This is a genomic window from Arthrobacter sp. 1088 (assembly GCF_031455315.1).
Classification (GTDB): Bacteria; Actinomycetota; Actinomycetes; order Actinomycetales; family Micrococcaceae; genus Arthrobacter.
This window is the reverse complement of the sequence record NZ_JAVDSM010000001.1, coordinates 329819-353061: the sequence shown is the minus strand read 5'-3', so window position 1 is coordinate 353061 and position 23243 is coordinate 329819. Positions and strand designations below refer to the sequence as shown.

At 63.5% G+C, this 23243-nt stretch carries 21 protein-coding genes; 12 read left to right on the top strand and 9 right to left on the bottom strand.

Annotated elements, in window-relative coordinates:
* Window positions 1–43 precede the first annotated feature (43 nt).
* Complete coding sequence (locus J2Y41_RS01580) at window positions 44–811, bottom strand: sirohydrochlorin chelatase (protein ID WP_224088469.1); 768 nt, start codon at window positions 809–811, stop codon at window positions 44–46.
* Here J2Y41_RS01580 and J2Y41_RS01575 point away from each other — a divergent pair, their 5' ends adjacent.
* Window positions 812–1483, top strand: coding sequence for a trimeric intracellular cation channel family protein (locus J2Y41_RS01575; protein ID WP_309925583.1), 672 nt, complete (start codon window positions 812–814; stop codon window positions 1481–1483).
* Window positions 1484–1496: 13 nt separating this feature from the next.
* Window positions 1497–1919 carry an SMI1/KNR4 family protein gene (locus J2Y41_RS01570; protein WP_224088473.1) on the top strand — a complete coding sequence of 141 codons (423 nt, stop codon included), beginning with the start codon at window positions 1497–1499 and terminating at the stop codon, window positions 1917–1919.
* Window positions 1920–2328: 409 nt separating this feature from the next.
* Here J2Y41_RS01570 and J2Y41_RS01565 read toward each other — a convergent pair whose 3' ends face one another.
* Genes J2Y41_RS01565 through J2Y41_RS01555 form a run of 3 tightly spaced genes read right to left on the bottom strand, consistent with a single transcriptional unit; the run spans window position 2329 to window position 5578 of the window.
* On the bottom strand, window positions 2329–3432 hold the full coding sequence (locus J2Y41_RS01565) for a polyprenyl synthetase family protein (RefSeq protein ID WP_224165085.1): 1104 nt from the start codon (window positions 3430–3432) through the stop codon (window positions 2329–2331).
* 9 nt (window positions 3433–3441) lie between these two features.
* The gene (locus tag J2Y41_RS01560) at window positions 3442–4785 is read right to left on the bottom strand and encodes a geranylgeranyl reductase family protein (RefSeq protein ID WP_309925581.1); all 1344 of its coding nucleotides are present in this window, start codon (window positions 4783–4785) and stop codon (window positions 3442–3444) included.
* A gap of 22 nt (window positions 4786–4807) precedes the next feature.
* Window positions 4808–5578, bottom strand: a complete 771-nt coding sequence (locus tag J2Y41_RS01555) for a demethylmenaquinone methyltransferase (protein ID WP_224165087.1) — start codon at window positions 5576–5578, stop codon at window positions 4808–4810.
* A 91-nt stretch (window positions 5579–5669) separates the two neighbouring features.
* Between J2Y41_RS01555 and J2Y41_RS01550 the strand changes: the two genes are divergently transcribed.
* The 4 genes from J2Y41_RS01550 (at window position 5670) to J2Y41_RS01535 (ending at window position 9693) form a co-directional block, all read left to right on the top strand.
* Window positions 5670–7034 (top strand): isochorismate synthase, encoded by a 1365-nt coding sequence (locus tag J2Y41_RS01550; RefSeq protein WP_309925577.1) that lies wholly within the window; start codon window positions 5670–5672, stop codon window positions 7032–7034.
* A gap of 158 nt (window positions 7035–7192) precedes the next feature.
* Complete coding sequence (locus tag J2Y41_RS01545; RefSeq protein ID WP_224088480.1) at window positions 7193–7993, top strand: ABC transporter substrate-binding protein; 801 nt, start codon at window positions 7193–7195, stop codon at window positions 7991–7993.
* A 102-nt stretch (window positions 7994–8095) separates the two neighbouring features.
* Window positions 8096–8887 carry an amino acid ABC transporter permease gene (locus J2Y41_RS01540; RefSeq protein WP_224088482.1) on the top strand — a complete coding sequence of 264 codons (792 nt, stop codon included), beginning with the start codon at window positions 8096–8098 and terminating at the stop codon, window positions 8885–8887.
* 11 nt (window positions 8888–8898) lie between these two features.
* Window positions 8899–9693 carry an amino acid ABC transporter ATP-binding protein gene (locus tag J2Y41_RS01535; RefSeq protein WP_224165090.1) on the top strand — a complete coding sequence of 265 codons (795 nt, stop codon included), beginning with the start codon at window positions 8899–8901 and terminating at the stop codon, window positions 9691–9693.
* A gap of 218 nt (window positions 9694–9911) precedes the next feature.
* On the opposite strand, the gene J2Y41_RS01530 is transcribed toward J2Y41_RS01535, so the two are convergent.
* Entirely contained in the window at window positions 9912–10778 is an 867-nt protein-coding gene (locus J2Y41_RS01530; RefSeq protein WP_309925570.1) for a GntR family transcriptional regulator, read from the bottom strand.
* 268 nt (window positions 10779–11046) lie between these two features.
* Between J2Y41_RS01530 and J2Y41_RS01525 the strand changes: the two genes are divergently transcribed.
* The 4 genes from J2Y41_RS01525 (at window position 11047) to J2Y41_RS01510 (ending at window position 15817) form a co-directional block, all read left to right on the top strand.
* Window positions 11047–12312, top strand: a complete 1266-nt coding sequence (locus tag J2Y41_RS01525) for a RuBisCO large subunit C-terminal-like domain-containing protein (protein WP_309925568.1) — start codon at window positions 11047–11049, stop codon at window positions 12310–12312.
* A gap of 1 nt (window position 12313) precedes the next feature.
* Entirely contained in the window at window positions 12314–13612 is a 1299-nt protein-coding gene (locus J2Y41_RS01520) for a four-carbon acid sugar kinase family protein (RefSeq protein ID WP_309925566.1), read from the top strand.
* A 52-nt stretch (window positions 13613–13664) separates the two neighbouring features.
* Window positions 13665–14708: an alcohol dehydrogenase catalytic domain-containing protein gene (locus J2Y41_RS01515; protein WP_309925564.1), complete on the top strand. Its 1044-nt coding sequence runs from the start codon at window positions 13665–13667 to the stop codon at window positions 14706–14708.
* Between the two features lie 71 nt (window positions 14709–14779).
* The gene (locus J2Y41_RS01510; protein ID WP_224088492.1) at window positions 14780–15817 is read left to right on the top strand and encodes a 2-keto-3-deoxygluconate permease; all 1038 of its coding nucleotides are present in this window, start codon (window positions 14780–14782) and stop codon (window positions 15815–15817) included.
* Between the two features lie 164 nt (window positions 15818–15981).
* Here J2Y41_RS01510 and menD read toward each other — a convergent pair whose 3' ends face one another.
* From menD to J2Y41_RS01495, 3 genes are all read right to left on the bottom strand, one after another.
* A complete protein-coding gene (gene menD, locus J2Y41_RS01505) occupies window positions 15982–17691 on the bottom strand; it encodes a 2-succinyl-5-enolpyruvyl-6-hydroxy-3-cyclohexene-1-carboxylic-acid synthase (protein WP_309925562.1) in 1710 nt (569 codons plus the stop codon).
* A 512-nt stretch (window positions 17692–18203) separates the two neighbouring features.
* Window positions 18204–20294: a PhoX family phosphatase gene (locus J2Y41_RS01500; RefSeq protein ID WP_309925560.1), complete on the bottom strand. Its 2091-nt coding sequence runs from the start codon at window positions 20292–20294 to the stop codon at window positions 18204–18206.
* 75 nt (window positions 20295–20369) lie between these two features.
* Window positions 20370–21398, bottom strand: a complete 1029-nt coding sequence (locus J2Y41_RS01495) for an o-succinylbenzoate synthase (protein ID WP_309925558.1) — start codon at window positions 21396–21398, stop codon at window positions 20370–20372.
* A 94-nt stretch (window positions 21399–21492) separates the two neighbouring features.
* Between J2Y41_RS01495 and J2Y41_RS01490 the strand changes: the two genes are divergently transcribed.
* Window positions 21493–21870 (top strand): VOC family protein, encoded by a 378-nt coding sequence (locus J2Y41_RS01490; RefSeq protein WP_224088498.1) that lies wholly within the window; start codon window positions 21493–21495, stop codon window positions 21868–21870.
* Window positions 21871–21888: 18 nt separating this feature from the next.
* Here the strand turns inward: J2Y41_RS01490 and J2Y41_RS01485 are convergent, their stop codons facing one another.
* The gene (locus J2Y41_RS01485; protein ID WP_309925555.1) at window positions 21889–22497 is read right to left on the bottom strand and encodes a hypothetical protein; all 609 of its coding nucleotides are present in this window, start codon (window positions 22495–22497) and stop codon (window positions 21889–21891) included.
* A gap of 102 nt (window positions 22498–22599) precedes the next feature.
* On the opposite strand from J2Y41_RS01485, the gene J2Y41_RS01480 reads away from it, so the two are divergent.
* Window positions 22600–23220 (top strand): DUF2510 domain-containing protein, encoded by a 621-nt coding sequence (locus J2Y41_RS01480; protein WP_309925552.1) that lies wholly within the window; start codon window positions 22600–22602, stop codon window positions 23218–23220.
* Window positions 23221–23243: the final 23 nt, after the last annotated feature.

Below are 23243 nucleotides of genomic sequence, written 5' to 3'. Positions count from 1 at the left end.
GTATATGCAGGTCCTTTTTGGGCTCCCTCCGCGCCAATAAAGGTTAGGACGCCCTTGCCAACACGGCGTCGTAACGCTCCAGTGCTATCTCCGCCAGAACCGGCGACGGCAGCAAGGGAGCCGTAACAATATCCGCCCCAGCCTTGGCCAGCTGGTCGTGGAAGTAGCCCGTTGCCAACAGGTAAGAGGCGACGAAAACCCTGCCGTTTGCCCCGTCTTCGGCGAGTTCGGCGCGCAAGGAGGCGACGCCGTCGGGCACTGTTGGCTGCGCACTGGCACCGTAGGCGACGCGAACCTTGTTCGGCAGCAGCTCAGCGAGTTGGCGCGCCTGCTCCTCCGAGTCCACCGAGCCGTCCGGAAGGGATGATCCTGCGGCGGCCAGCAGCACGCCGTCGTTCTCCTTCAGTCCGGCGGCGCGCAAGTGGGTGGCAAGCAGCTCCGCCAAGCGCGGGTCCGGACCCAGCGGCCTCGCGGCCACTACTTCCGGCCGGCTCTTGATCGCCTTGGGCACGTCCACCTTGATGTGGAAGCCGGTACTCAACAAAAGCGGTACGACGACGGCGGCAGTCCCCTCGGGCAGACCCTCCACCACCCCGGACAACTCGGGTTCCTGCACGTCCACGTACGCCTCAAGGACCTGCAGGCCGGGGCGCAGGGCTTCGATTTCGGCCATGACGCGACGGATGGCGGCCTGGCCTTCGGCGTTGCGGGTTCCGTGGGCACAAGCGATCAAAACGGGGCTGTTCATGGGAGCTAGCGTAACGTTGAGCCAGCACCTACTGAGAGTCGCAGGCAGAAAGAACCCGTCCACTTGATTTCCATCGACATTGTCCTTCTGTGGCTCGACCTGGTCGGCGTGTTCTTCTTCGCGGTCTCGGGTTCGCTGCTGGCGGCCCGCAAACAATTCGACATCGTGGGTTCAGTGCTCCTCGCCTCCATCGTCTCGCTGGGTGGCGGTGCGATCCGCGACGTCGTCATCAACGCCGGACCACCTGTTGCTTTCACAAACCCGATCTACCTGATTCCGCCCCTGCTCGCTGCGCTGCTGGTGTACTTCCTTTTCTCCTCTGTGCAGCGCTTCACCTCCCTGTTAACACTGTTCGACGCCGGCGGGCTGGCCCTTTTCTGCATCACCGGGACGCTGAAGGCACTCACGTCCGGCATGAATCCGGTGGCTGCAATCCTTTTGGGTGTCACCACGGCAGTGGGCGGCGGCCTGCTCCGCGACATCACCGCCAACGAGGTTCCAACCCTTTTTGATGCCCGCGACATCTACGCGCTACCCGCGTTTGTGGGGGCCGGATTGACCACCCTGCTCTGGCACCTTGGCCTGTTCAGCGGGCTCACCGCATGCCTGGTGGCCGGCATTGTTTTTGCCTTCCGCGTCACAGCCTGGAGGCGCAGTTGGTACGTGCCACTGGCCGTGCGCGGATGGCAGCGTGCAGGCACCGGGACGGGCGCAATTTCGGGTGCCCGCGATTAGCTAGGATAAGAGCATGACTGACATGTTCCTCGAGAAGTTCCGCGCGCTGGTCCCAAAGTATCTCGAGGATGAATGGCAGGAAGAAGACGGCCTCACACCAGAGGAACTGGACGAGGCCCTCGCCGATCACTCCTTTACCATCCCGCTGGCTCTGCGCGAGTTTTACCTTGCCCTCGGTGGTTGCGAGGACCTCATGGAGGCGTATCACTACTTCTGGGATCCCGAGGAACTCGAGGTGGACGACGAAGGCTTCCTCATGTTCCTCGAAGACGAAGAGGAACAATTCACCTGGGGCTTCCGCATCGCCGATGTCAGCATCCCGGACCCCATCGTCTGGCGCCGCAACAACGCCCGCGGCCAGTGGAAGAGCGAGGAAGGCACGTTCTCCGAATTCGTCTTCGACATGTTCGAGTGGGCGTTCAACGACGAAGACTAAGTTCTGACTGGCAGCCCCTGCGCTCCCCTTGATGGGTGGCGCGGGGGCTGTTTTTATCTGGGCTGGCGATGGCCCTCCTTGGGGTCTTGCTGTTTAAACGGAATGGCCCCGGTCCGCTGCAACGTTACGAGTCATACGCTGCACCGAACCGGGACCACAATCTCCGTTCGCATCAGACCCACCGGAGGCATTTAGTGGATCCGTGAATAGCTTATGACAACTCTGTCACATACGCAACTTTTTGCGTCAATGATTTTCCAACAACCATGATCTTATTTACGGACTCGTGTAGTTATCCACATAGCTGCAAAACACCGCACATTAAGCAACGCGGGGTCACTTACGGCCCATAAATCCCCCTGGGATGGGCCGTAAGTGACCCCGCGTTGCGTTAATCGGAACGAGGAAGTTAGCTGCTCCGGTCCACCACTGCGTGCGCGAAGTTGGTCAGCGAGGTCTTAACAACGCCCTCAGGCAGCGGCGCCAGAGCCGAAATGGCCTCCGAAGACCACTGGCGGGCGATCTTCCAGGATTCGGTGGTCACAGGGTGTTCGCGCAAACCAGCCACAGCATCGGCAAGGGCGGCATCGGACGTCAAGTCGCCGTCCACCAACTCCAGCAGGGCAGCCGCGGAGGAATCCCCCGCTGCAGCATCACGGCGCAGCAGGAGCACGGGCAAGGTGGGCACGCCTTCGCGGAGGTCGGTGCCCGGGGACTTGCCGGACTTGACCTTCACACCAGTGACATCGATGACGTCGTCGGCAAGCTGGAAGGCCACGCCCACCTTCTCGCCGTATTCAACCAACACGTCCTCGTATGTGGGATCGGCTCCGGCGAAGATCGCGCCAAGTTGGCCGGAGGCAGCAACCAGGGAGCCGGTCTTGTCGGCGATGACGGAGAGGTAGTGCTCCACAGCGTCTTCGTCCTCGCGCGGGCCCACGGTTTCGTGGAGCTGGCCGAGGCAAAGGCGTTCGAAGGTGCGGGCCTGGATGCCGAGGGCGCGGGAGCCGAGCTCGGAGACGAGGATGGAGGCGCGGGCAAAGATGAGGTCGCCGGTGAGGATTGCCACCGAGTTGCCCCACACTTCATGGGCCGTCGGGGCGCCGCGGCGGAAGGGTGCGGAGTCCATGACGTCGTCGTGGTACAGGGTTGCAAGGTGCGTCAGTTCAACCACAACTGCCGCCTGGACCACCTCGGGACGGGATGCGTCTCCCAGGTGTGCGCACAGCAATGTGAGCAGCGGACGGATGCGCTTGCCGCCGGCTTCCACCAGGTGCCGCGACGTTGCGTCAGCCAGGGGGTCCGAGTTGGAGATCGCTTCGCGCAGCTTCTTTTCCACGCGGGCCAGGTTGGTGGTGATGGCTGGGCCGAGTTCGGCGTCGCCGGCGATGGCGGCAAAACCGGCGGGCAGCTGGAGCCCTGTGGCGATGGCGGTGGTGTTGGGGGCAGGCTCAACAGTGTCCGGCAGACCGTGCCCGGCATGCGTCCAGCTGTGTTCGGCAGAGTTCGTCACGGCTTAACCCTAACTAGTTGTTGCGGAAACCGCGGTGTCGGAGTCTGCCGCCTTAAAAGGACGGACAGAGGAAGTGTTGGACGTGGCCGGGACTAGCATCTCAAGGACGCGGATTACGCGGTCTTCGAAGCCCTTCGCGGACGGGTCCGTGAGGTTTGCGAGCATACGCACCACGAAGCGCATCAGCATCGGAATGGGCATGCCTGTGCGCAGTGCGAGTTTCATGACGGCAGGCTTCCCGATCAAGGAAGCAAACATTCGACCCAAAGTGAAGTGCGATCCCCACTGGTCCCGCACATAGTCCGCGTACCGCGAAAGGTGGGCGTCGGCGTCGTCGGCGGTCCATCCGGCGGAAGCGGAACGTGAAGCAGAGTCAATCAGGAACTCAGCCGCGAACCGGGCCGACTCCATGGCGTAGGAGATACCCTCGCCGTTGAAGGGGGACACCATGCCACCGGCGTCGCCCAGCAGGAGCAGTCCGGGTGAGTAGTGCGGGGTGCGGTTGAAGCCCATGGGCAGCGCGGCGCCGCGGATCTCCCCCACTTGGTTCTCAGGCGTGAAGCCCCAGTCGGCGGGCATCCCGGCGGTCCATTCGCGAAGGACCTGCTTGTAATCCAGCTTTCCGAATTCCTTGGACGAGTTCAGAATTCCCAGGCCAACATTGGACGTGCCGTCGCCGACCCCAAACACCCAGCCGTAGCCGGGCAGCGGCTTGCCGGACTTGCCGGGGAGCTCCAGCCAGCCTTCCATCCAGTCGTCTTCGTGCCTGGGAGATGTGAAGTACGTGCGAACGGCGACGCCCAACGGACGGTCATCACGCTTGTGCATACCCAGCGACACAGCGGTTCGCGTGGAGTTGCCGTCCGCAGCGAGTACGACGTCGGCATGGAAGTCGCGCGTTTCGCCCGTCTTGCGTCCGGACTCGTCGAGGATGGACGCCCGCGCGCCGATGACGCGGCCGTCGTCGGACTGCAGGGCGGACGTGACGCTGTGGCGTTCAAGCACGACGGCGCCCGCGGCCTGTGCGTGACGGGCCAACTCTTCGTCGAAGCCCAGCCGGGTCCGAATCAGTCCGTAGGTTGGAAAGTCTGAAACCTCGGGCCAAGGCAGCTCGATCGTACGGCCGCCTGCAATGAGTCGAAGACCCTTGTTTCGGCGCCAGCCCTCGGACTCGGCATGCGGCAATCCGAGCTTCTGGATTTCACGGACCGCGCGCGGGGTGAGACCGTCGCCGCAGACTTTTTCGCGGGGAAAGGAGGTCTTCTCCAGGACTGTGACATCAATGCCGGCCTGGGCGAGGTAATACGCGGCGGTGGACCCGGCGGGTCCCGCGCCAACAATCAGTACTTTCACGTCGTCCTAAATAAGTGGCACGTCAGGTGGGCTGGCTGCCGGACCGGCGCGGTTTGATCTGGCGGCGAAGCTTGGCCACGGGCACGCTTTCGCGGTGCTCGGCCGGCTTCTGCGCGCGATGTACGGCAACGATGCCGCCGCTGAGGTTGCGGTAGGTGATGTCCGTCCAGCCAGCGTCGCTGAGCCACTGGGCAAGGTGGTCCTGGTCCGGCCAGGCGCGGATCGACTCTGCCAGGTAGACGTAGGCATCCGGGTTGGAGGAGACCTTGGTGGCGATGGCCGGGAGGGCGCGCATCAGGTATTCGGTGTAGAGGTTGCGCCACAGCGGCACCACGGGGTGCGAAAATTCCGCGATGACCAGCCGGCCGCCGGGCTTGGTGACGCGCAGCATTTCCTCGAGGGCTTTGCGCGGTTCAACAACATTCCGCAGGCCGAAGGAAATGGTGGCAGCGTCAAAGCTGTTGTCCGCGAACGGCAGGTTGGTGGCATCCCCGGCGATGAAGTCGATGTCCGGGCGGCGGCGTTTGCCCACTTTGAGCATGCCCAGAGAGAAGTCGCAGGCCACGACATCCACGCCGGCATCGGCGTACGGTTCGCTTGAGGTGCCCGTTCCAGCGGCGAGGTCCAGGACCTTCTGGCCCACCTTTACATCCATGGCATCGACCACGATGCGGCGCCACCGACGCGTCTGTCCCATGGAGAGGACGTCATTCACGACGTCGTATTTGGGGGCGACATCGTCAAACATCGTCGCAACTTCGTCCGGACGCTTTTCCAAGGATGCTCGGTTCACCCTGCAATTGTCTCAGACATTCAGCCGACTTTGCTGCGCTGTAGAACTCGGCTCAGGTTCTGGCGGCACGCGGGAGTACTGTTGTTCCATCATGACGAGCACGCTCCGTACCTTGACAGTCCCCCTCGATGTCGAATCATCCTCCGGGGGGCTGCCGTCGTTTCTGGTCCGGGACGACGTCCTCTGCTGGTCACGCCGCGAAGCGGGTCTGGTGGGGTACGGCGAGCTGACACGGTTCAACGCCTCGGGGCCTGAGCGCTTCCTTGAGGCTGATATCTGGTGGCGGCACCTCATTCTTGAGGCCGAAATCATCGATCACGTGGAGATCCCGGGCACTGGCCCGGTTGCGTTCGGCTCGTTCGCTTTTTCCAAGATGTCCCCGCACGTTTCCCGGCTGATCGTCCCGGAGATGGTGGTCGGCATCCGCGATGGCCGCGCTTGGGCCACCCAACTGACTTTCGACGACGCCGAGCTCACCGAGGCGGGCGTCCTCGCCGCCCTGGACCGCTGGCTGACGAGCACCGACCCCTATGAAGCCGATGGTGAGGCCACCACGGCAGGAGGGTCCGACGTCGGGCTCTCACCTGACGCTTTTTCGCCCAACGGTGCGGCTGGTTACCTCAGCCGGGGGTCGTTGAGCGAAACGGATTGGATGCAGGCCGTCTCCAACGGCGTGGCGGAAATCCGCACAGGCAAGCTGGAGAAACTTGTCCTGGCGCGCGACGTCGTAGCCAACCTTCCTGCCGGCGTGAACGCTGCGGAGGTGCTTCGCCAGCTGGCGGCACGGTACCGGGAATGCTGGACGTATGGCGTTGACGGCCTGGTGGGTGCGACACCGGAAATGCTGATTCAGGTGGAGGGTCGCACGGCTCAGGCCCGTGTGCTGGCCGGCACGTTGGATCGCCGCGACGCCGAAGGTGTGGACGGATCCCCCATGGCCTACGCCGAGCGGGTTCTGGCCGGATCTGAAAAGCAGCGCCACGAGCATGAGATTGCGATTGATTCGCTGACCCGCCAGCTGGCGCCGTTTTCCGAGGCGATGAACTCCCACAGCGAGCCCTTCATTCTGGAACTGCCCAACGTGTGGCACCTGGCCTCGGACGTCAAAGCCGAGCTTGCTGATATTGAAGGTCATGTGCCCACGTGCTTGGCCCTGATCAATGCGCTGCATCCAACCGCGGCAGTGTGCGGAACACCTACTTTGGTGGCCGGTGCGCTGATCCGGAAACTGGAGCACCTTGACCGCGGCCCCTACGCCGGGCCGGTGGGCTGGCTTGATGCTGCCGGCAATGGCGAATGGGGCATTGCTTTGCGCGGCGCGGTCATCGAGGACGCCAACACGGTACGTCTTTACGCGGGTTGCGGGATCGTGGAAGGTTCCCAGCCTGAGGCTGAGCTTGCCGAGACATGGGCCAAATTCCGGCCAATGCTGGAGGCCCTGGGGATCCAGCGCTGAATCTGGGATCTCAGACTGGGACTCCCAGGTGGCACTTGCATATTCGCTAAACTAGTTATCTGATAGTGAAACTAAGTTTCCTGTGATGCACATCTCACGTTGGGCGCTACACTAAAACCGACTCAGCTCAGCATCCACTGCAACAAAAGGTAAAAAACATGCAGATCTCCCGTTCGGTTCTGTCCGGCACCAAGATGGCCGCCGTGCTCGCAGCAGGCGCCCTGGCCCTGACCGCCTGCGGTGGCGCCTCCACCCCGGCTGCCTCGAGTGGCTCAGGCCCCAAGCTCATCAACGCCGGCAAGCTCACTGTGTGCTCGGATGTCCCCTACGAGCCCTTCGAGTTCCAGAAGGACGGCAAGATCGTCGGCTTCGATATGGACATCGCCAACGAAGTGGCCAAGGACCTCAAGGCCGAACTCAACGTGGTGGACAGCTCCTTCGAAGCAATCGAGACCGGCACGGCACTGACTGGTTGCGACGTCTCCATCTCCTCAATCTCCATCACCGACGTCCGCAAGAACGTCATGGACTTCTCCAACCCGTACATGGACGACGACCTGACCCTCGTGGCTACCTCGTCCTCGGGCATCAGCAACCTTGACGGTGCCAAGGGCAAGAAGGTGGGCGTCCAGCAGGCCACCACCGGCGCCCAGTACGCCAAGGACAAGGGAATCGACGCCCAGCAGTTCGAGGACTCCGGCCTCCTGGTCCAGGCCCTCAAGGCAGGCACCATCGACGCCGCCGTCGGCAACCAGTCGGTTCTGGGTTACGCCATCATGGACGATTCCAAGCTCAAGCGCGTTGAAGACTACGCAACGGGCGAGAAGCTGGGAATCTCCATCAAGAAGGGCAACACCGCCATGGCTGACGCCGTCAATGCGACCCTGAAGCGCCTCACCGATGACGGCACCCTGAAGAAGTTCGAGACAACCTGGTTCGGCGAAGCAACCAAGAAGTAGTCCGAGCCCCGGCTCCCCAGAATCACGCAGGCGGGCCCCGCAACGATCTGTTAAAGCAGTCCGTTCGGGGCCCCACCTGCGCAATACGAATGTGAGAACACCATGGCAATGACTGCACGTCAACGAGCCAAAGTCAGTCTGTACGTCCAGGCCGGGATCTTCGTTGTGGCCCTGGCCGCAGTAATCCTCGCCGTGGATTGGAAGACCGTTGGAAACAGCGTCTTCAACTTCGCCAAAATCGGCCCGATGTTCCCCGACATCTTCCTGATCGGCCTCAAGAACACCCTCATCTACACGGCGCTTGCCTTCGTTGTGGGCCTCTCCGGTGGTCTGCTGCTCGCCCTGATGAAGCTCTCATCCTTCCCCCTCTACCGCTGGCTCGCCACCGGATACATCGAATTCTTCCGCGGCGTCCCCGCCTTGCTGGTCTTCATCGCCTTTGGCTACGGTGTGCCCCTGGCCTTCGGTGTCCAGTGGGACGTCAACATAGTGGTCATGGTTTCCCTGGGCATGGTGGCCTCCGCCTACATCGCCGAAACCCTGCGCGCCGGCCTCCAGGCCGTGCCCAAGGGACAGATGGAAGCCGCCCGCTCCCTTGGCATGCCGCACTGGCGCGCGATGGTCTCCATCGTCATTCCGCAGGCGTTTAAAATCGTCCTGCCGCCGTTGACCAACGAGATCATCCTGCTCACCAAGGACTCCTCGCTGATATACGTCCTGGGCCTCACCGCGTCCCAGTATGAGCTGACCAAGTTCGGCCGCGACGGCATCTCCAGCCTCGGTGCCGGCCTCACGCCGTTGCTTGTGGCGGGTGCCTTCTACCTGGTCATCACCATCCCCTTGAGCCTCCTGGCACGGAAGTTCGAAAGCCGCTCCGCGCGGACGAAGCGATAGGCAGGACAGTCATGAATAACTCCACCGGGAGCACCGCAGCCGTTCGCGCCGCAGGCGTGGACATCAAGGACCTCCGCAAGTCCTACGGCAACAATGAGGTTCTCAAAGGCATCTCGCTGACCGTTGAACCGGGCCAGGTCGTGTGCCTGATCGGGCCCTCGGGTTCCGGAAAGTCCACCCTCCTGCGCTGCGTGAACCTGCTTGAACACCCAAATGCGGGCACCATCAACGTAGGCAAGTTCGAGGCCACCGACCCCGACGTCGACCTCAACCGCATGCGTCAGAGCGTCGGCATGGTGTTCCAGCACTTCAACCTGTTCCCGCACCTGAGCGTGCTGGACAACTGCACCATCTCGCAGATGAAGGTCCTCAAGCGGTCCAAGTCCGAGGCCGCCGACGTCGCGCGCCGCAACCTCGAACGCGTTGGCCTTGGACACCTGTCCGATCGTTTTCCGGACCAGCTCTCCGGTGGCCAGCAGCAGCGCGTAGCCATTGCACGCGCGCTGTCCATGGATCCGCAGCTGATGCTCTTCGACGAGCCAACGTCCGCCCTTGACCCGGAGACGGTGGGTGACGTCCTTGCCGTCATGCGCAAACTGGCCCAGGAAGGCATGACCATGCTGGTGGTCACCCACGAGATGGGCTTTGCCCGCGAAGTGGCTGACCGCGTGGTCTTCATGGATGCCGGCGTCGTAGTGGAGGAAGGTCCGGCGGAACACGTCATCAGCGCCCCGTCCCAGCCGCGAACCAAGGAATTCCTGCGCCGCGTTCTGGACCCGACGCACATCGACGTCGTGGAGGACTGACGCTTCGCTGCCGCGCAAATTCGCAGACGTTCCTCAAACGGGAGGGCGACACCTATATGTGGGTGTCGCCCTCCCGTTTCTGTGTCGCCGTAGCTACCGCGAAATCCGCTCGGTTCCCCGGCTATGCCCGTCTCGAAATATCAGCGTTTGAGGCATATCAGGCATGAGACACGAGGGTTCGGAGCGTGACTGGATCTGAGCCGAGGAATGGCCGCCTTCTAATGTGCTCCTCGCTCGAGATCTGCTAATTCTGATTCCAACTGCTGGGTCAGGTTCCGCAAGCGCCGGATGTGCTCTTGCGAGACGCGTCCAGGCTGGGTTGTGACTTGCGCATCGACGTCGAAGACCGTGTTGGGGCTGTGCCAGACGTTGAACCATTCGAGGCCGTGGCCGAGGGCGTCGCGAGTAACTCCCTGGAGCAGGAGAAGTGGTTCGCGTGTATTGATGTTCAACCTTCGGGCCAGGTCAGTATCTGATGAGACTGCCTGTACTTGGCGGGGCCCGCCGGCGGGGTGGTATCCGTGGTCGCGCATCAGGCTCAACAGCGACGCGTTTTCGAGCAGTTCGGCCGTGAAGTGCGGGAAGAAGTCTCGCGGGACCCACGTGCGCATATATGCTACGGGTAGGTCATCGAGGTAGCGGACCCGCTCGATTTTCCAGGTATTGGTGGTGTTGAGGGCGTCGATGCCAGATTGGGGTGGTTCGGACGGTTCCACGCTGATGACATGGGTGCGGAGGCGCTGGCCGTGCGCCGCGGCTTGTTCGTCCAGGCCGCCTGCGCGCTGCACGTGGCGTCGGAGTACGGGCGCCGATGCTACGACGCTGCCCCGGCCGCGTTGACGCCGGATCAGTCCAAGGTCAGAAAGTCCGGACAAAGCTTGGCGCACCACGCTGCGGGAGACCCCGAACTGCCTTTGCAGCTCTTCTTCGGTGGGCAATGAAGATCCTGGGGACAGTGCCATGTCCACGATCTGACGGTGAAGGATGTCCCGGATTTGAGCGTGGAGGGGACCGCCGCCGTCCCGGTTCAGTGGGCTGATGCGTCCCACCGGCTCCGCCGCTGCTTCTGCCGATTCCAAACTCACATTGACTCCTTTGCCGCTGTCCAATCTTAGCCCTGAAGCCTCGGTCCGGGATGGGGACCATACAACAACCGGCCTTGACGTGATCCACACCACCTATTATTGTACGTATCAAAGGTACGTACAACTTCGACCGACGGAATCACCAAAGATGCCGTGAAAGCGAAGTTCGAGTCACCTGCTTGAGCCCGCACCGGAGCGAGAGCGACGTGAAAGTACCTGCAGGTGACATCGGATACGTAAGTTTCAAATCCCCCGAATTGGAGAGTCCATGCGCGACCCGCGCTCGGTGCGTTGCACCTACTACCTTGAGTCCGAGATTGACCCGGAGAAGGCCGCTGCCATCATGGCTGGCGAGCAGTCCAGCGGCACCTTCCTCCCGGTGCCGGGCGAGTCCGCCCGGATCCGGGAGCGACACGCAGCGCGGATCTCGGCTGTTCAGGAAATTGGTTTCTGCCGTCCTTCGCTGCCATCCCGGGCCAACCCGGAAAAGGTCCGCGCTGCCGTGGTTACCGTTGACTTCCCGATGGAGAATGTCGGCACGGACCTGGCCACTTTGCAGACAGCCATCGCAGGCAACCTCTTCGAGCTGGGCGATCTTTACGCATGCAGGCTTCAGGACATTCGGCTGCCTGAAGACTTCGTTGCCGCCCACCCCGGGCCGGCCTTCGGTATCGAGGGCACGCGCAAGCTCATCAGCGATGTCCAGGGCGTCATGGTTGGCACCATCGTCAAGCCCAACGTAGGACTTTCCGAAGATGAATTCCGGCTCGTGGTCCGTGATCTGGCCATGGCCTCCATCGACCTGATCAAGGACGATGAGCTCATGACTGATCCGGCGTACCTTCCTTTGGAACGCCGGGTCGCCGTCGCCACGGAAGAGATCCGCGCTGCCGAGCAGCTCACAGGCCATGCCACTATGTATGCGTTCAACATCACCGGTGACCTCGCCGGGCTGCAAAAGCGCCACGACCTGGTGGTTGAAGCCGGCGGCCGCTGCGTGATGCTGAACATTCCAGTGATGGGAATGCCTGCACTGGCGCTGTTGCGAAGCTTCACCGAGGTTCCCATCCACGGCCACCGGGCCGGCCTGGCAGCTTCCATGAGGTCCAAAGCCCTGGGCATGGATTACCGGGTATGGCAGCAGATGGCCCGTCTGGCCGGCGCAGACCACCTTCACGCAAGCGGACTGGGCAGCAAGTTCTATGAGCTCGATGAGGAGGTCGCCTCCAACATCCGCTGCCTGCTCGAACCTCTCGGACAGACCATTGCACCGCTTCCTGTTTTGTCCTCAGGTCAGAACGTCACCACCCCTGGCCCGACATTCGACGCAGTTGGTTCGACAGACCTGATGATGCTCGCCGGCGGCGGCGTCGCAGCGCACCCGGACGGACCCGGAGCCGGAGTGCGGAGTCTCCGCCAGGCATGGGAGGCAGCCGTGGACGGCGTGCCTCTGCAAAACGCAGCGGATCAACTCGCACACACCGGGGACGCCGCTCTCCTGCACGCAGTCCAGACATTCGGGAAAGGTGCCTGAGATGACCGCTTTCGGTTTCGTCGCCGATGACCTCACCGGAGCCGCCGATGTCCTCGCCCAAGCCCACCGCTACGGGCTCGAAGCTGCGCTTGTCATCGGGGACGCACCGCTGCCGACCGACACCGACGTCGTCGGGTTCGCAGGTCCGGCACGCTCGCTGTCCGGCGCTGCGTTCGACAACCTGGTCACCCGTGACCTTGCAGGCATCGCGGCACTGAACTTGGAAGTGCTGCTCTACAAGGTTTGCTCCACTTTCGACAGCTCGCCCACCATCGGCAGCATCGGCCGCGGGATCCAGCTGCTCCACGAACAGTTCCCGCTGCACGGCCCCATCGCCGTCGTCCCTGCCCAGCCCGCGTTTGGCCGGTACACCGCATTCAGCAACCACTACGCAACCTACGCAGGGAAGATCTACCGTCTGGATCGTCACCCGGTCATGTCCCGTCATCCCTCAACGCCCATGTCCGAAGCGGACCTCCGTCAGGTCCTGGCCGAACAGCTCGGCGGAACCCAGGTACCCGGAGCGATCCACCTGCCCGCCTACCAGGACGGCACCTTCAAGGACTCCTGGGCCGACCGGCGCCGGGAACCCGGCGCGCAGGCCTTCGTGGTCGATGCCGTGGACGAACACCACATGGACACCGTCGCAGAAGCCCTCACCCGGGAAGAGCACGGTCACGGTCCCTCGATCGTGGTCGGATCCGGCGGGATCATGGCAGCCCTGGCAAGGTCGATCTCAGACCAAGCCCCACGCACCCCCGGCCCGCAAAAACCCTCGGGACCTGTACTGGCGGTCAGCGCCTCGGCCTCCAGCACCACAGCCGAGCAGATCGACGACGCGATCTCAAACGGCTGGGTGGACGTCCCGGTTCCTGACGAACTGCTCCAACGCGATGATGCCGCCCGGATCGAGGCCCTCGATGAAATTGTTTCAGCCGCCCTACGGTCAGGACGAAACGTCGTCGTTCACACCACCCGCGGCGCGGCAGACCCCCGCTACGGTACGAGCAGACCATTGGACGCCGGATACGTCGGCACCCTGATAGGTGGCATCGCCGCCAGGATGGCCACAGCAGGGCTCACCCGGGACATCGCCGTCTGCGGTGGCGATACTTCCAGTCACGCACTGATCGCCATGGGCGTCCGCCAACTCCGGGTGTCGGACCAGTTCGTCACAGCAGGCCCAATCCTGAAAGCCGACGACGCCTCCGCCGTCGCAGGGTGCCGGCTCCTGCTCAAAGGCGGACAGGTCGGCCCGACCGACATCCTGCGCCGCTTCGCCGGCCAACTCCCCGGCTGACCCACAAGCAATTCCCTCCACGCATCACCAGAACCAACGAAAGGCGGCCCCCATGCGGGCAGTAGTCAAGAACGCAGCCGAGCGAGGCGTCACCTACGTCACCGACGCCGGCGACCCCAAAGCAACAGAAGGCTCAGTCGTCATCGAAGTCGGCGCAGCCTCCCTGTGCGGCACCGACCGCGAACTCTACGAATGGACCCCCTCAGCCCAGGCATTCAACCTCAACCTCCCCGTCATCCTCGGCCACGAAGGCGCAGGAACGGTCGTCGCAGTTGGCCCCGGCGTCACCGGACTGAAGGTCGGCGACCAGGTCGCCCTGGAAAGCCACCTGACCTGCGGCCAGTGCTTCCCCTGCCGAACCGGCGACGCACACACCTGCGAACGCACCGGCATCCTGGGAATGCACATCGACGGCGTCTTCGCCGAATACGCGGCCGTCCCCCAGGACATCTGCGTCAAGCTCCCCACCGGCCTGTCCCTTGAGTCCGGAGCCCTGCTCGAAGCAGCTGGCGTCGCCGTCCACGCGATCCAGCGGGCCAACTACTCCGTCGCAGGCCGGGCTGTGCTCGTCAGCGGTGCAGGTCCGGTCGGCCTCGTCGTCGTGAACCTGTCACTGCTCATGGGCGCCTCCCACGTCATCGCAGTCGACCCCAACCCCTACCGCCGCGCTCAGGCCGAAAAACTCGGAGCGACCGCCCTGCACCCCAACGACGGCATCATTGAACGCTGCCGGGAACTCACCGGCCGCCGTGGCGGATTCGACGTCGCCTTCGAGTGCTCCGGCGCGCCCGGCACCCTGACCACTCTTTTCGAAGCCGTCCGCCGGGAAGCCACGGTCATCACCGTCGGTCACCCCAGCCGCCCGGCTGAGGTCGATATCGCCGCATACATCAACAAGAAGGGCATCACCCTTCGCGGAATCTTCGGCCGCCGGCTCTGGGAAACCTGGGAACAGAGCCTGCTGCTGCTGGACTCCGGCAAGCTCGAACTCGACTGGCTCATCACCCACCGCAAGAAGCTGAGCGAAATCGACGAAGCAGTAGAGCTCCTCACGGGAGACGCCTGCAAAGTCCTGCTCATCCCCGGCCTCGGCTAAACACCCCCACCCGCGCCCCCCTCCAGGAACCCGCGGACCAAGCACACCCCAGCCATTCACAGGAGAAATCAATGTCGATTCCCATCAAGAAAGCCTTGGAAAAGGTCCCCGGCGGCATGATGCTGGTGCCACTCGGCATCGGCGCCGTCATCCACACCCTCGCCCCGGACGCTGGCAAATTCTTTGGATCCTTCACAGGTGCCTTCTTCACCGGCCTGGCACCGCTGCTGGCTGTATTCTTCGTCTGCCTCGGCGCAACGCTAGAGGTCAAGTCCACGCCCTACATCCTCAAAAAGGGCGGCGTGCTCCTCGGCTCGAAAATTCTCTTCGCAGTTCTCATCGGCGTCATCGCTGGCCGATTCCTTGGCGAAGCTCCCATCGAACACGGAATCCTCGCCGGCCTGTCAACCCTCGCGCTGGTCGCAGCCCTGAACGACACCAACGGAGGGCTCTACATCTCCCTGATGGGACAGTTCGGCCGCAAACGCGACGCCGGAGCCTACTCCATCCTGTCCCTGGAATCAGGGCCCTTCCTGACAATGGTCACCCTGGGAATCGCAGGTCTCGCCGCCTTCCCCTGGCAGGCACTCGTCGGTGCCATCCTCCCCCTCGCCCTGGGCATGCTCCTCGGAAACCTCGACAAGAACATGCGACACCTGCTGGCTCCGCTGGTACCAGCGATGGTGCCGTTCCTGGGCCTCGCCCTCGGCCTGACCATCAACCTCAACGCAGTCGTCGAAGCCGGACTGCTCGGCATCGCCCTCGGCCTGTTCGTGGTCTTCGTCGGAGGAGCGGTACTGCTCCTCGCAGACAAACTCACCGGCGGCGACGGCGTCGCGGGCCTCGCCGCAGCAACAACGGCCGGCAACGCAGCCCTCGTTCCGGCAATCATCGCCACAGCCAACCCTGTCTACGCCCCAGCAGCAGAACACGCCACCGTCCTCGTCGCAGCCTCGGTCGTCGTCTCCGCTGTGCTCTGCCCGATCGTGACCTCAGCATGGGCCAAGCGGGTGCAGAAAAAGGCGGGCCCAGCGGGCAGCGAAGACAACTCTCCCGAGCAGGAGGTACCAGCCCCCAAGCATGTAGGTAGTACCCCGGAACTGACCTAGCAGTACTAAAGGAAACGGGCGGGGCGTGCACAATGCACGCCCCGCTTCCCCATATCCGTATCCGTATCCGTATCCATCGTCGCCAAGGAATACCGCCGGCAAGGGTGGCAGCCAGGTGCTGAAGCGTCCCAACCGAAGCTCCGCGAAATGCCGACGTGATCCCTCTAGCCCGCGGTCAACACCTTGCCCACGGCACCGGAGACTGCTTCCTTGATGCGGGCATGAAGTGCCCGCAGGCCTGCGCGGTCCACGCGCACCTCCACAATCGTGCGTCCCTTCAGCGGCGACTTGAGCGCCTCCGCGAGTTCCGCCGTCGTACTTACCGCCTTATGTCCGACGCCGTATGCGGCCGCGAGTGCCGCGATGTCCACTGAGTGTGGCGTGCTGAAGAGGCGTTCGACGGCGGTGCCGTAGGCCCCCGAGTCCTCCACCGCGCCGTGCTCGAGGAGACTGAAGATGGCGCCGCCGGAGTCGTTAAGGACCACGATCCGAAGATCGGGGACGGGCTCGCCCTGGCCCAAGAGTAGTCCGCCGGCGTCGTGGAGGAACGTGACGTCGCCAAGGAGAAGCGTGGTTTCTCGGCCGCTTCCGAGGGCAATTCCCGTAGCGGTGGCGATGGTGCCGTCAATGCCGGCGAGGCCGCGGTTGGCGTAGACAGTGGCGATGGGGTCGGGGTGCGGTTGGCCTGCGAGGTCGACGTCGCGTATGCCGTTGGAGGAGCCGAGAACCAATTTCCCGCGCGAGTGCTCCCAGACGGCGGCTCCGACGGAAGGACCATTGGCAGTCGACTCCCCAGCCAATATTCCATCCAAGGCATGTTGGGCGGCGGCCCCGGCCAGGAGCCAGGAATCCAGCCAGTCTGCGGACCCCCGACCGGCGAACGCGGCCAACTCGGGGAGGGTTTCAATGGGTGTTTCGCGGCGTCGTCCAGCCTCGTACCAAGCCACAGGGACCGGCTGGTAAATGGCGGATTCGATACCGGGACGGGCCAAGAGCGCGGCCACTGGCCGGGAAAGGGTGGCCCGGCCGAACAGGACCACTCGCTCGATCGGTGTAGCCGACCCCGGGCCAAAATGCTCCAGCAACACCCGGTACGGGCCCACGGCATTCGGACCGAATCGCGCGTTGGACGAAGGTTCGGCAAGGAGAGGAAGGCCGTGTGCGCGTGCGAAGGCCTCGGCCACAGGACCGGCGTCGTGGCCTGCGAGAACCACGGTGCGTCGCTCGGCCAGCTCGCTCGAAGCCGCCGGAAGATCGAGCGCCTGGGGACCGGCGTCGTAATGGAAAACGCTGTGGCCAGCGGCGGCGGGAAGGGCATCGCCCGCGCCTGGAACCAACGGGTCGCGGAACGCGAGGTTCACTTGCACCGGACCTGGCGGCGTGTCCTCGAGGGCGCCCGTGGCAGCATATAGCGCTGTGGCGACTGCCCTCTGCGGGCTGTCCCCAGCGGCGACGTCGACGGCGAAGCGAACGTGATCGCCGAAAAGGTCCAGTTGGATTGTGGTCTGGTTCGCCCCGGTTCCGTGAAGCTCCTCCGGCCTGTCTGCCGAGACGACCACGAGCGGCACGGCCGCGTGGTTGGCCTCCATCACGGCGGGCAGCAGATTCCCGACGGCGGTACCCGAGGTTGTCAGGACGGCGGCTGGCGCTTCGGTTGCGAGGGCGAGTCCAAGCGCCGTGAATCCGGCATCCCGTTCATCGATCCGGACATGCAGGAGAACTTTGCCCGCCGCTTCTGCCTCCGCAAGGGCGTAGGCCATGGGTGCAGAACGCGAACCCGGCGCCACCACCACGTGCCGCACACCGCCGTCGAGCAGTGCAGTCACGGCGATTCTGGCGGCGGCGATGGATGTCAGAGAGTCCTGGGAAGTCACGGTTCCAGTCTATTGGCGCGGGCGGGACCCCAATCGCGCTCTCACATCAAACCGGCTCCCACCCGATGCGCTCGCACATCCACCCGGCCCCCACCCGATGCGCTCTCACATCCACCCGGCTCCCACCCGATGCGCTCTCACATCCACCCGGCTCCCACCCGATGCGCTCTCACATCCAACCGGCGTCCACCCGATGCGCTCTCACATCCAACCGGCGTCCACCCGATGCGCTCTCACATCCAACCGGCTCCCACCCGATGCTCTTTCACACTCTGTGCCATGAAAAGGATCGCCCAGCACCCCGCGGGAAGTGAGAGAACAATCGTCAAAACGACGCAGGAAGTGATAGAACAATCGTCAAAACGACGCAGGAAGTGATAGAACAACCGTCAAAACGACGCAGGAAGTGAGAGAACAACCGTCAAAACGACGCAGGAAGTGAGAGAGCATCGGTGACGCGGAGCGCTCCCCTGCTTGGAGATCCCAGGCAGGGGAGCGTTCCGGGGTTAGTGCTACTTGCGGAACACCTGGACGATCGACGGCCGCGGAGCCCGAACCGCACCGGCGGTGGGCGTGGCTCCAGCGTCTACGTAGTCCGGGAAGAACGAGTGCTGGTCAGCGAACGTGCCTTCCTCGCCCGGGTGCTGAACGGCGACGAAAACGGTGCGCTCTTCATCGTGGATGATCGGACCACAGGTTTCGGCATCGCGCGGGACGGCCAGGAACTGCTCCACCTTTCCGCGTTCGGACCCTTCGAGGGTGACCTTGAACAGCCCATCTGCGTAGCCAATAGTGTACGGTGCACCATCGGTGGAGATCCAGAGGTTGCCCACGGAGTCGAAGGCCACGTTGTCCGGGCAGGAGATCGGGGATACCTTGTCCGCCGGGAATCCGGAGAAGTACGTGGACGTGTTCTTGGCGGGGTCACCGGCCACCAACAGCAGGGTCCAGTTGAATTTGGTGCCCGTCTGGTCCGGGCCTTCGGTGATTTCCACGATGTGGCCGTCACGGTTCAGCGCACGGGGGTTGACCTCGGTGGCGCCTTCCTTGCCGGCCTTGCCGCGGTCCGAGTTGTTGGTGCAGGCCACGTAAACCTTGCCGGTGAGCAGGTTGGGCTGGACGTCTTCGCAGCGGTCCATCTTGGTGGGGCCAACCTTGTCAGCGGCAAGACGCGTGTAGACGAGGACTTCAGCAACGGACATGCCGGGAACTGCCGAGACGCCACCCACCACCAGCGGCAACCACTCGCCGGTGCCGTCAAAGGCGCCGTCGGAAGGGACCTTGCCCGTGCCATCAATTTCTGCAGCCGGGGAGTCTCCCGTGAAACGGGCAACGTAGAGATCACCTTCGGAGAGGAGGCCCATGTTGTTCTTGCGGGCCTCCGCTGAGTCGCCGGGCTGGTATTTGCCCTTGGACACGAACTTGTAGAGGTAATCAAAGCGTTCGTCGTCACCCATGTACGCCACAACCTGGCCCGACGGAGCGACAATCACGTTGGCGCCCTCATGCTTGAAGCGGCCCATGGCGGAGTGCTTCTTCGGAGTCGAGGTGGGGTCGAAGGGGTCAACTTCGACGATCCAGCCGAAGCGGTTGGTCTCGTTGGCGTAGCCGGCATTGCGGGTGTCGAAGCGCGGCTCGTCGAGTTCCCACTGACGCGTGGTCGGCTTCGCAGATATGCCGTAGCGCTTGTCGCCGTCACTGGTGCCGGGTGCGGCAAAGTAGCCGTTGAAGTTCTCCTCGCCGGAAAGGATAGTTCCCCATGGAGTGGTTCCGCCGGAGCAGTTGCCCAAGGTTCCCTTGATCCAGCGGCCTTCCGGGTCATCGATTGTCTTGACCAGGTTGGTTCCTGCAGCAGCGCCGGTCAGTTCGTAGACGGTGTCCGTGAGGAAGCGGCGGTTCAGGGGTGCTCCCTGAACGTAGTTCCACGGCTTGTTCTTGTTCTTCCGCTCCAACTCCACCACCGTCAGGCCGTGACCGGCCCGGCCAATTGCACGGGCTTCGGCGGCGTCAAAACCTGCCGGCAGCATGATGTTCTCGTTGGTGTATTCGTGGTTCGTGAACAATACGGCTCGACGATCCTTGGACCCGGGAACCGGGATGATGTCCGTGTAGTCGTTGTTGTAGGCGAATTGGCGGGCCTGGGCGGCAGCGGTCTGCGCGTTGAGGTTGAAGGCCGGCGAGTCGGCGAAAAGAGGGTCACCCCAACGGATGATCGGCTTCCAGTCGAACCCCTCCGGAACCGTGACGGCGTCGACGGCGGCATCAACCGGCTTGATTGCCGTGAACTGAAGCTTGGACTTTTCGAAACCCTTCTTCGCCGCGTCCGACAAACCGTTACCGGCATCGGCGACTGCATGTTCGGCACCAGTCACCGCACTACCAAGAACGACGGCGAGCGCACCGGCGGCGCCAAGCCCCAGGGCGGCGCGGCGGGTCATCGCCGTGGAGGCGATGTCGCGGAAGTAGCCGTTGGAGCTGGTGTTGCAAACATCGCCGGCGCAGGCGTTGTCGCACTTGAGAGCGCAGGTGACGGCACTGCGTTTGCCTTTGGTGTGGCCGAACATTGGCAGCAGCGGGAACGTGCGTCCGGTGGTATCAGACATGGGGGACCTTCCAGAGAATGTACGAGGTTCCCGCTGAGCCTTTCAGCGCAATCCGAATCCGAGAGGACTCTCTGGTTAAGTTTCGGTGAACAGGTCTTCTTGGGAGGAAGCGAGTGTCGAGTGTACGCGCCGCAGCCTCTCCAACCACCAGTCGCGACGTTCCCCCGGAGCCGCGTATTGCTCAAGCAGCCCGGGATCGGCGATGGCCTCGCGAAGGCGGATGGCGCCGTCGTCGGGGACCAAGGGATCCAGGGTGATGTCCGACGCAAAGAGCGAAACGGTGCCGAGCCCGCAGGCGTATGGCAGCGAAGGCAGCGCGGCGGCGAGCGCCAGACCGGCGCGGATCCCAATGGAGGTATCGAGGGCGGAACTGACGACGGCGGGAAGGCCGGCTTGGGCGACAATGTCCAGGGCACGTGCCACTCCCCCGAGCGGCGCGACTTTGACGACGATAAGGTCCGCAGCCCCCGCCCTCGCGACGCGGAGGGGGTCGGCCTCCTTCCGGACGCTCTCATCGGCGGCTATCAGGACGGGCGCTCCCGCGGCGGCAAGGCGACGGCGCACGTCAGCCAAGCCCTCAATGTCCGGCACCGGTTGCTCTGCATATTCAAGTCCGACAACTGAGAGTTTGCCCAATGCCTCTACAGCCTGGTCAACATCCCAGCCCCCGTTCGCATCTACGCGGATGGCGGCGTCGGGAAGGGCGTCGCGCACGGCGGTGACCCTTGCGAGGTCGTCGGCAAGGGATTGACCACGCTCGGCAACCTTGATCTTGACGGCATCCACCCGGCCGAAACGAGCAAGTACTTCCGGCACGCGTTCGGCGGGAACTGCGGGAACGGTGGCGTTCACGGGGATGCTGTCCCTGAGCGGTGGAGGGAAACCAGTCCAGCCCGCTTCCAGGGCGGCAGCGAGCCAGCGCGAGGATTCGTCGTCGTCGTATTCCGGGAAGGGGCAGAATTCGCCCCACCCGAGCGGCCCTTTCAAGAGGAGTGTTTCCCGCTCCATAATTCCGCGGAACTTCACGCGCATGGGCAGTGAAACAACGTGGGCGTTGTCGAGGAGTTCTTCGAGCGGCGGCAAATCGGGAAGGCGAGCAGGCATATTGCCACTGTACCGGCGGCTCCTGGCGCCAGAGGCTGGCCAATTAGGCTATGTGGATAACTCGTCCATTCCAACAATCCGTACACTGGGTTCCATGTCATGCCGTATCAGCGAACTGGTCCTCCACTGTGCCGATCCCGAAGTGCTGGCGCGGTTTTGGAGCGACGTCCTCGGTTACGTCGAACTCGACCGGGAAGATGGCGCGATCGAGATCGGCCCTCCGGACGTCGGGTTCGGCGGCCTGCAGCCCACCATCATCCTGAGTCCCAGCAGCGACCCGCGGACTGGAAGACTTCCCCTGCACATTGACGTCAATCCCGTCGACAGGGACCAGGACGCCGAGCTGGAACGTTTGCTCGCCCTCGGAGCCCGCCCTGCTGACGTCGGGCAGACCGGAAACGAGCAATGGCATGTCCTGGCGGACCCTGAGGGCAATGAGTTCTGCCTCCTGCGTAAGCGGCTGGAGCCCTGATCAGATAGCCGGACCACGTTAGTCGGACCAGTACCTGCGGACCTTCCCGAGTCCCTGACCCAACTGCTCACCGGACAAGGTAAGGGAACTTTCGGGCATTCCGATCGCATCCCACCGAGCAACTACCCGCGTGTCTCCTTCGAGGGGCAGGGGCCACAGCCAGTAGTGGGCCGTTGACTGAACGATTTCATCATTGCCGCTCCCCCCGCCGCCGCCGAGCGTAGTCAGCACTGGACCCGTGACGTCGTCAGCCCCTTCGTGCATCGACGGCCCGGGACCGGCTGCAACCGCCTTGCGCCCATCGGGGAAAGCGACCCCGAGCTGCAGTCCTGACCTGGTATCAAGACTTGAACGGGGACGGTTGAAGGACTGGTCCATGACGTCACGCCACTCCCGGTCCGACTCGTCGCCTCGGCGAACCGACCAGACGAGGTCCAAAGTACATCCCGTGGAATACACCTCAACCAGCTTCAGGGCCATCACCATCTGTCGGCTGTTGTAAACGAACTCGCCGATGTGCATCACGCCAGGCAGCTCGTCCGACGGCGGACCGGACCAACCGGGGCGGAGTGGCTGGGGTTGGCGCGGACGTTGGGGTGGCTCTGGAAGATCGTCGAAGAACGTCATGCTCCATCCTTACACCGCCACGAAAGCTAAAGGGAGGGTTCCATCCGAACGGAGGAAGGGAACCGCGCTATCCTCTGATTCACGACTCATTTCAGGGGAAATATGACGCACGCACCCAACGGTTCCACGACGCCCGCCGGTTGGTACCCGGATCCTTCCTTTCCGCAGCAGATGCGCTGGTGGGACGGGGTCCAGTGGACACCTCATCTTGCCCCTGCCACCGCGCAGTTCATGCCGCTCCAGCGCGTCCTGATCAGCAACCAGACCCCTGTGCTCAACCCCTTCATTTGGGCCGTGGTGCTGCTGCCGCTGGTGCCGCTCCTGCTGATGCTCACCTGGCAGCCGGAATTCCGATACATGACTACTCGGCAGGGCATGACCACGCTGGATCCCATGTCGATCTACACGCCCGGCTACTTCCTCCTCCAAGCGTCAGGGCTGCTTACCTATGGCGTATCTGTCCTGATGGCCTTCTTGGACTATCGGCGGCTGGCCAGTTCCGGCGTCGTCCGTCCCTTCCACTGGGCATGGTGCTTCCTGAGCCCCGCTGTGTACATCATTGGCCGAACGATCATCGTCCGTAAAGTGGCGCCCGGCCGAGGCATGGCCCCCATCTGGGCAATGATTGCGACGGTCGTACTGTCATTCATCGTGGCAGGCATCTGGATGTCGACGATGATGCAGTCGCTGTATAGCCAGATCGGTTATTCGATAAACGCCTAATGTCCTGGGCGCCGTCCTCACAC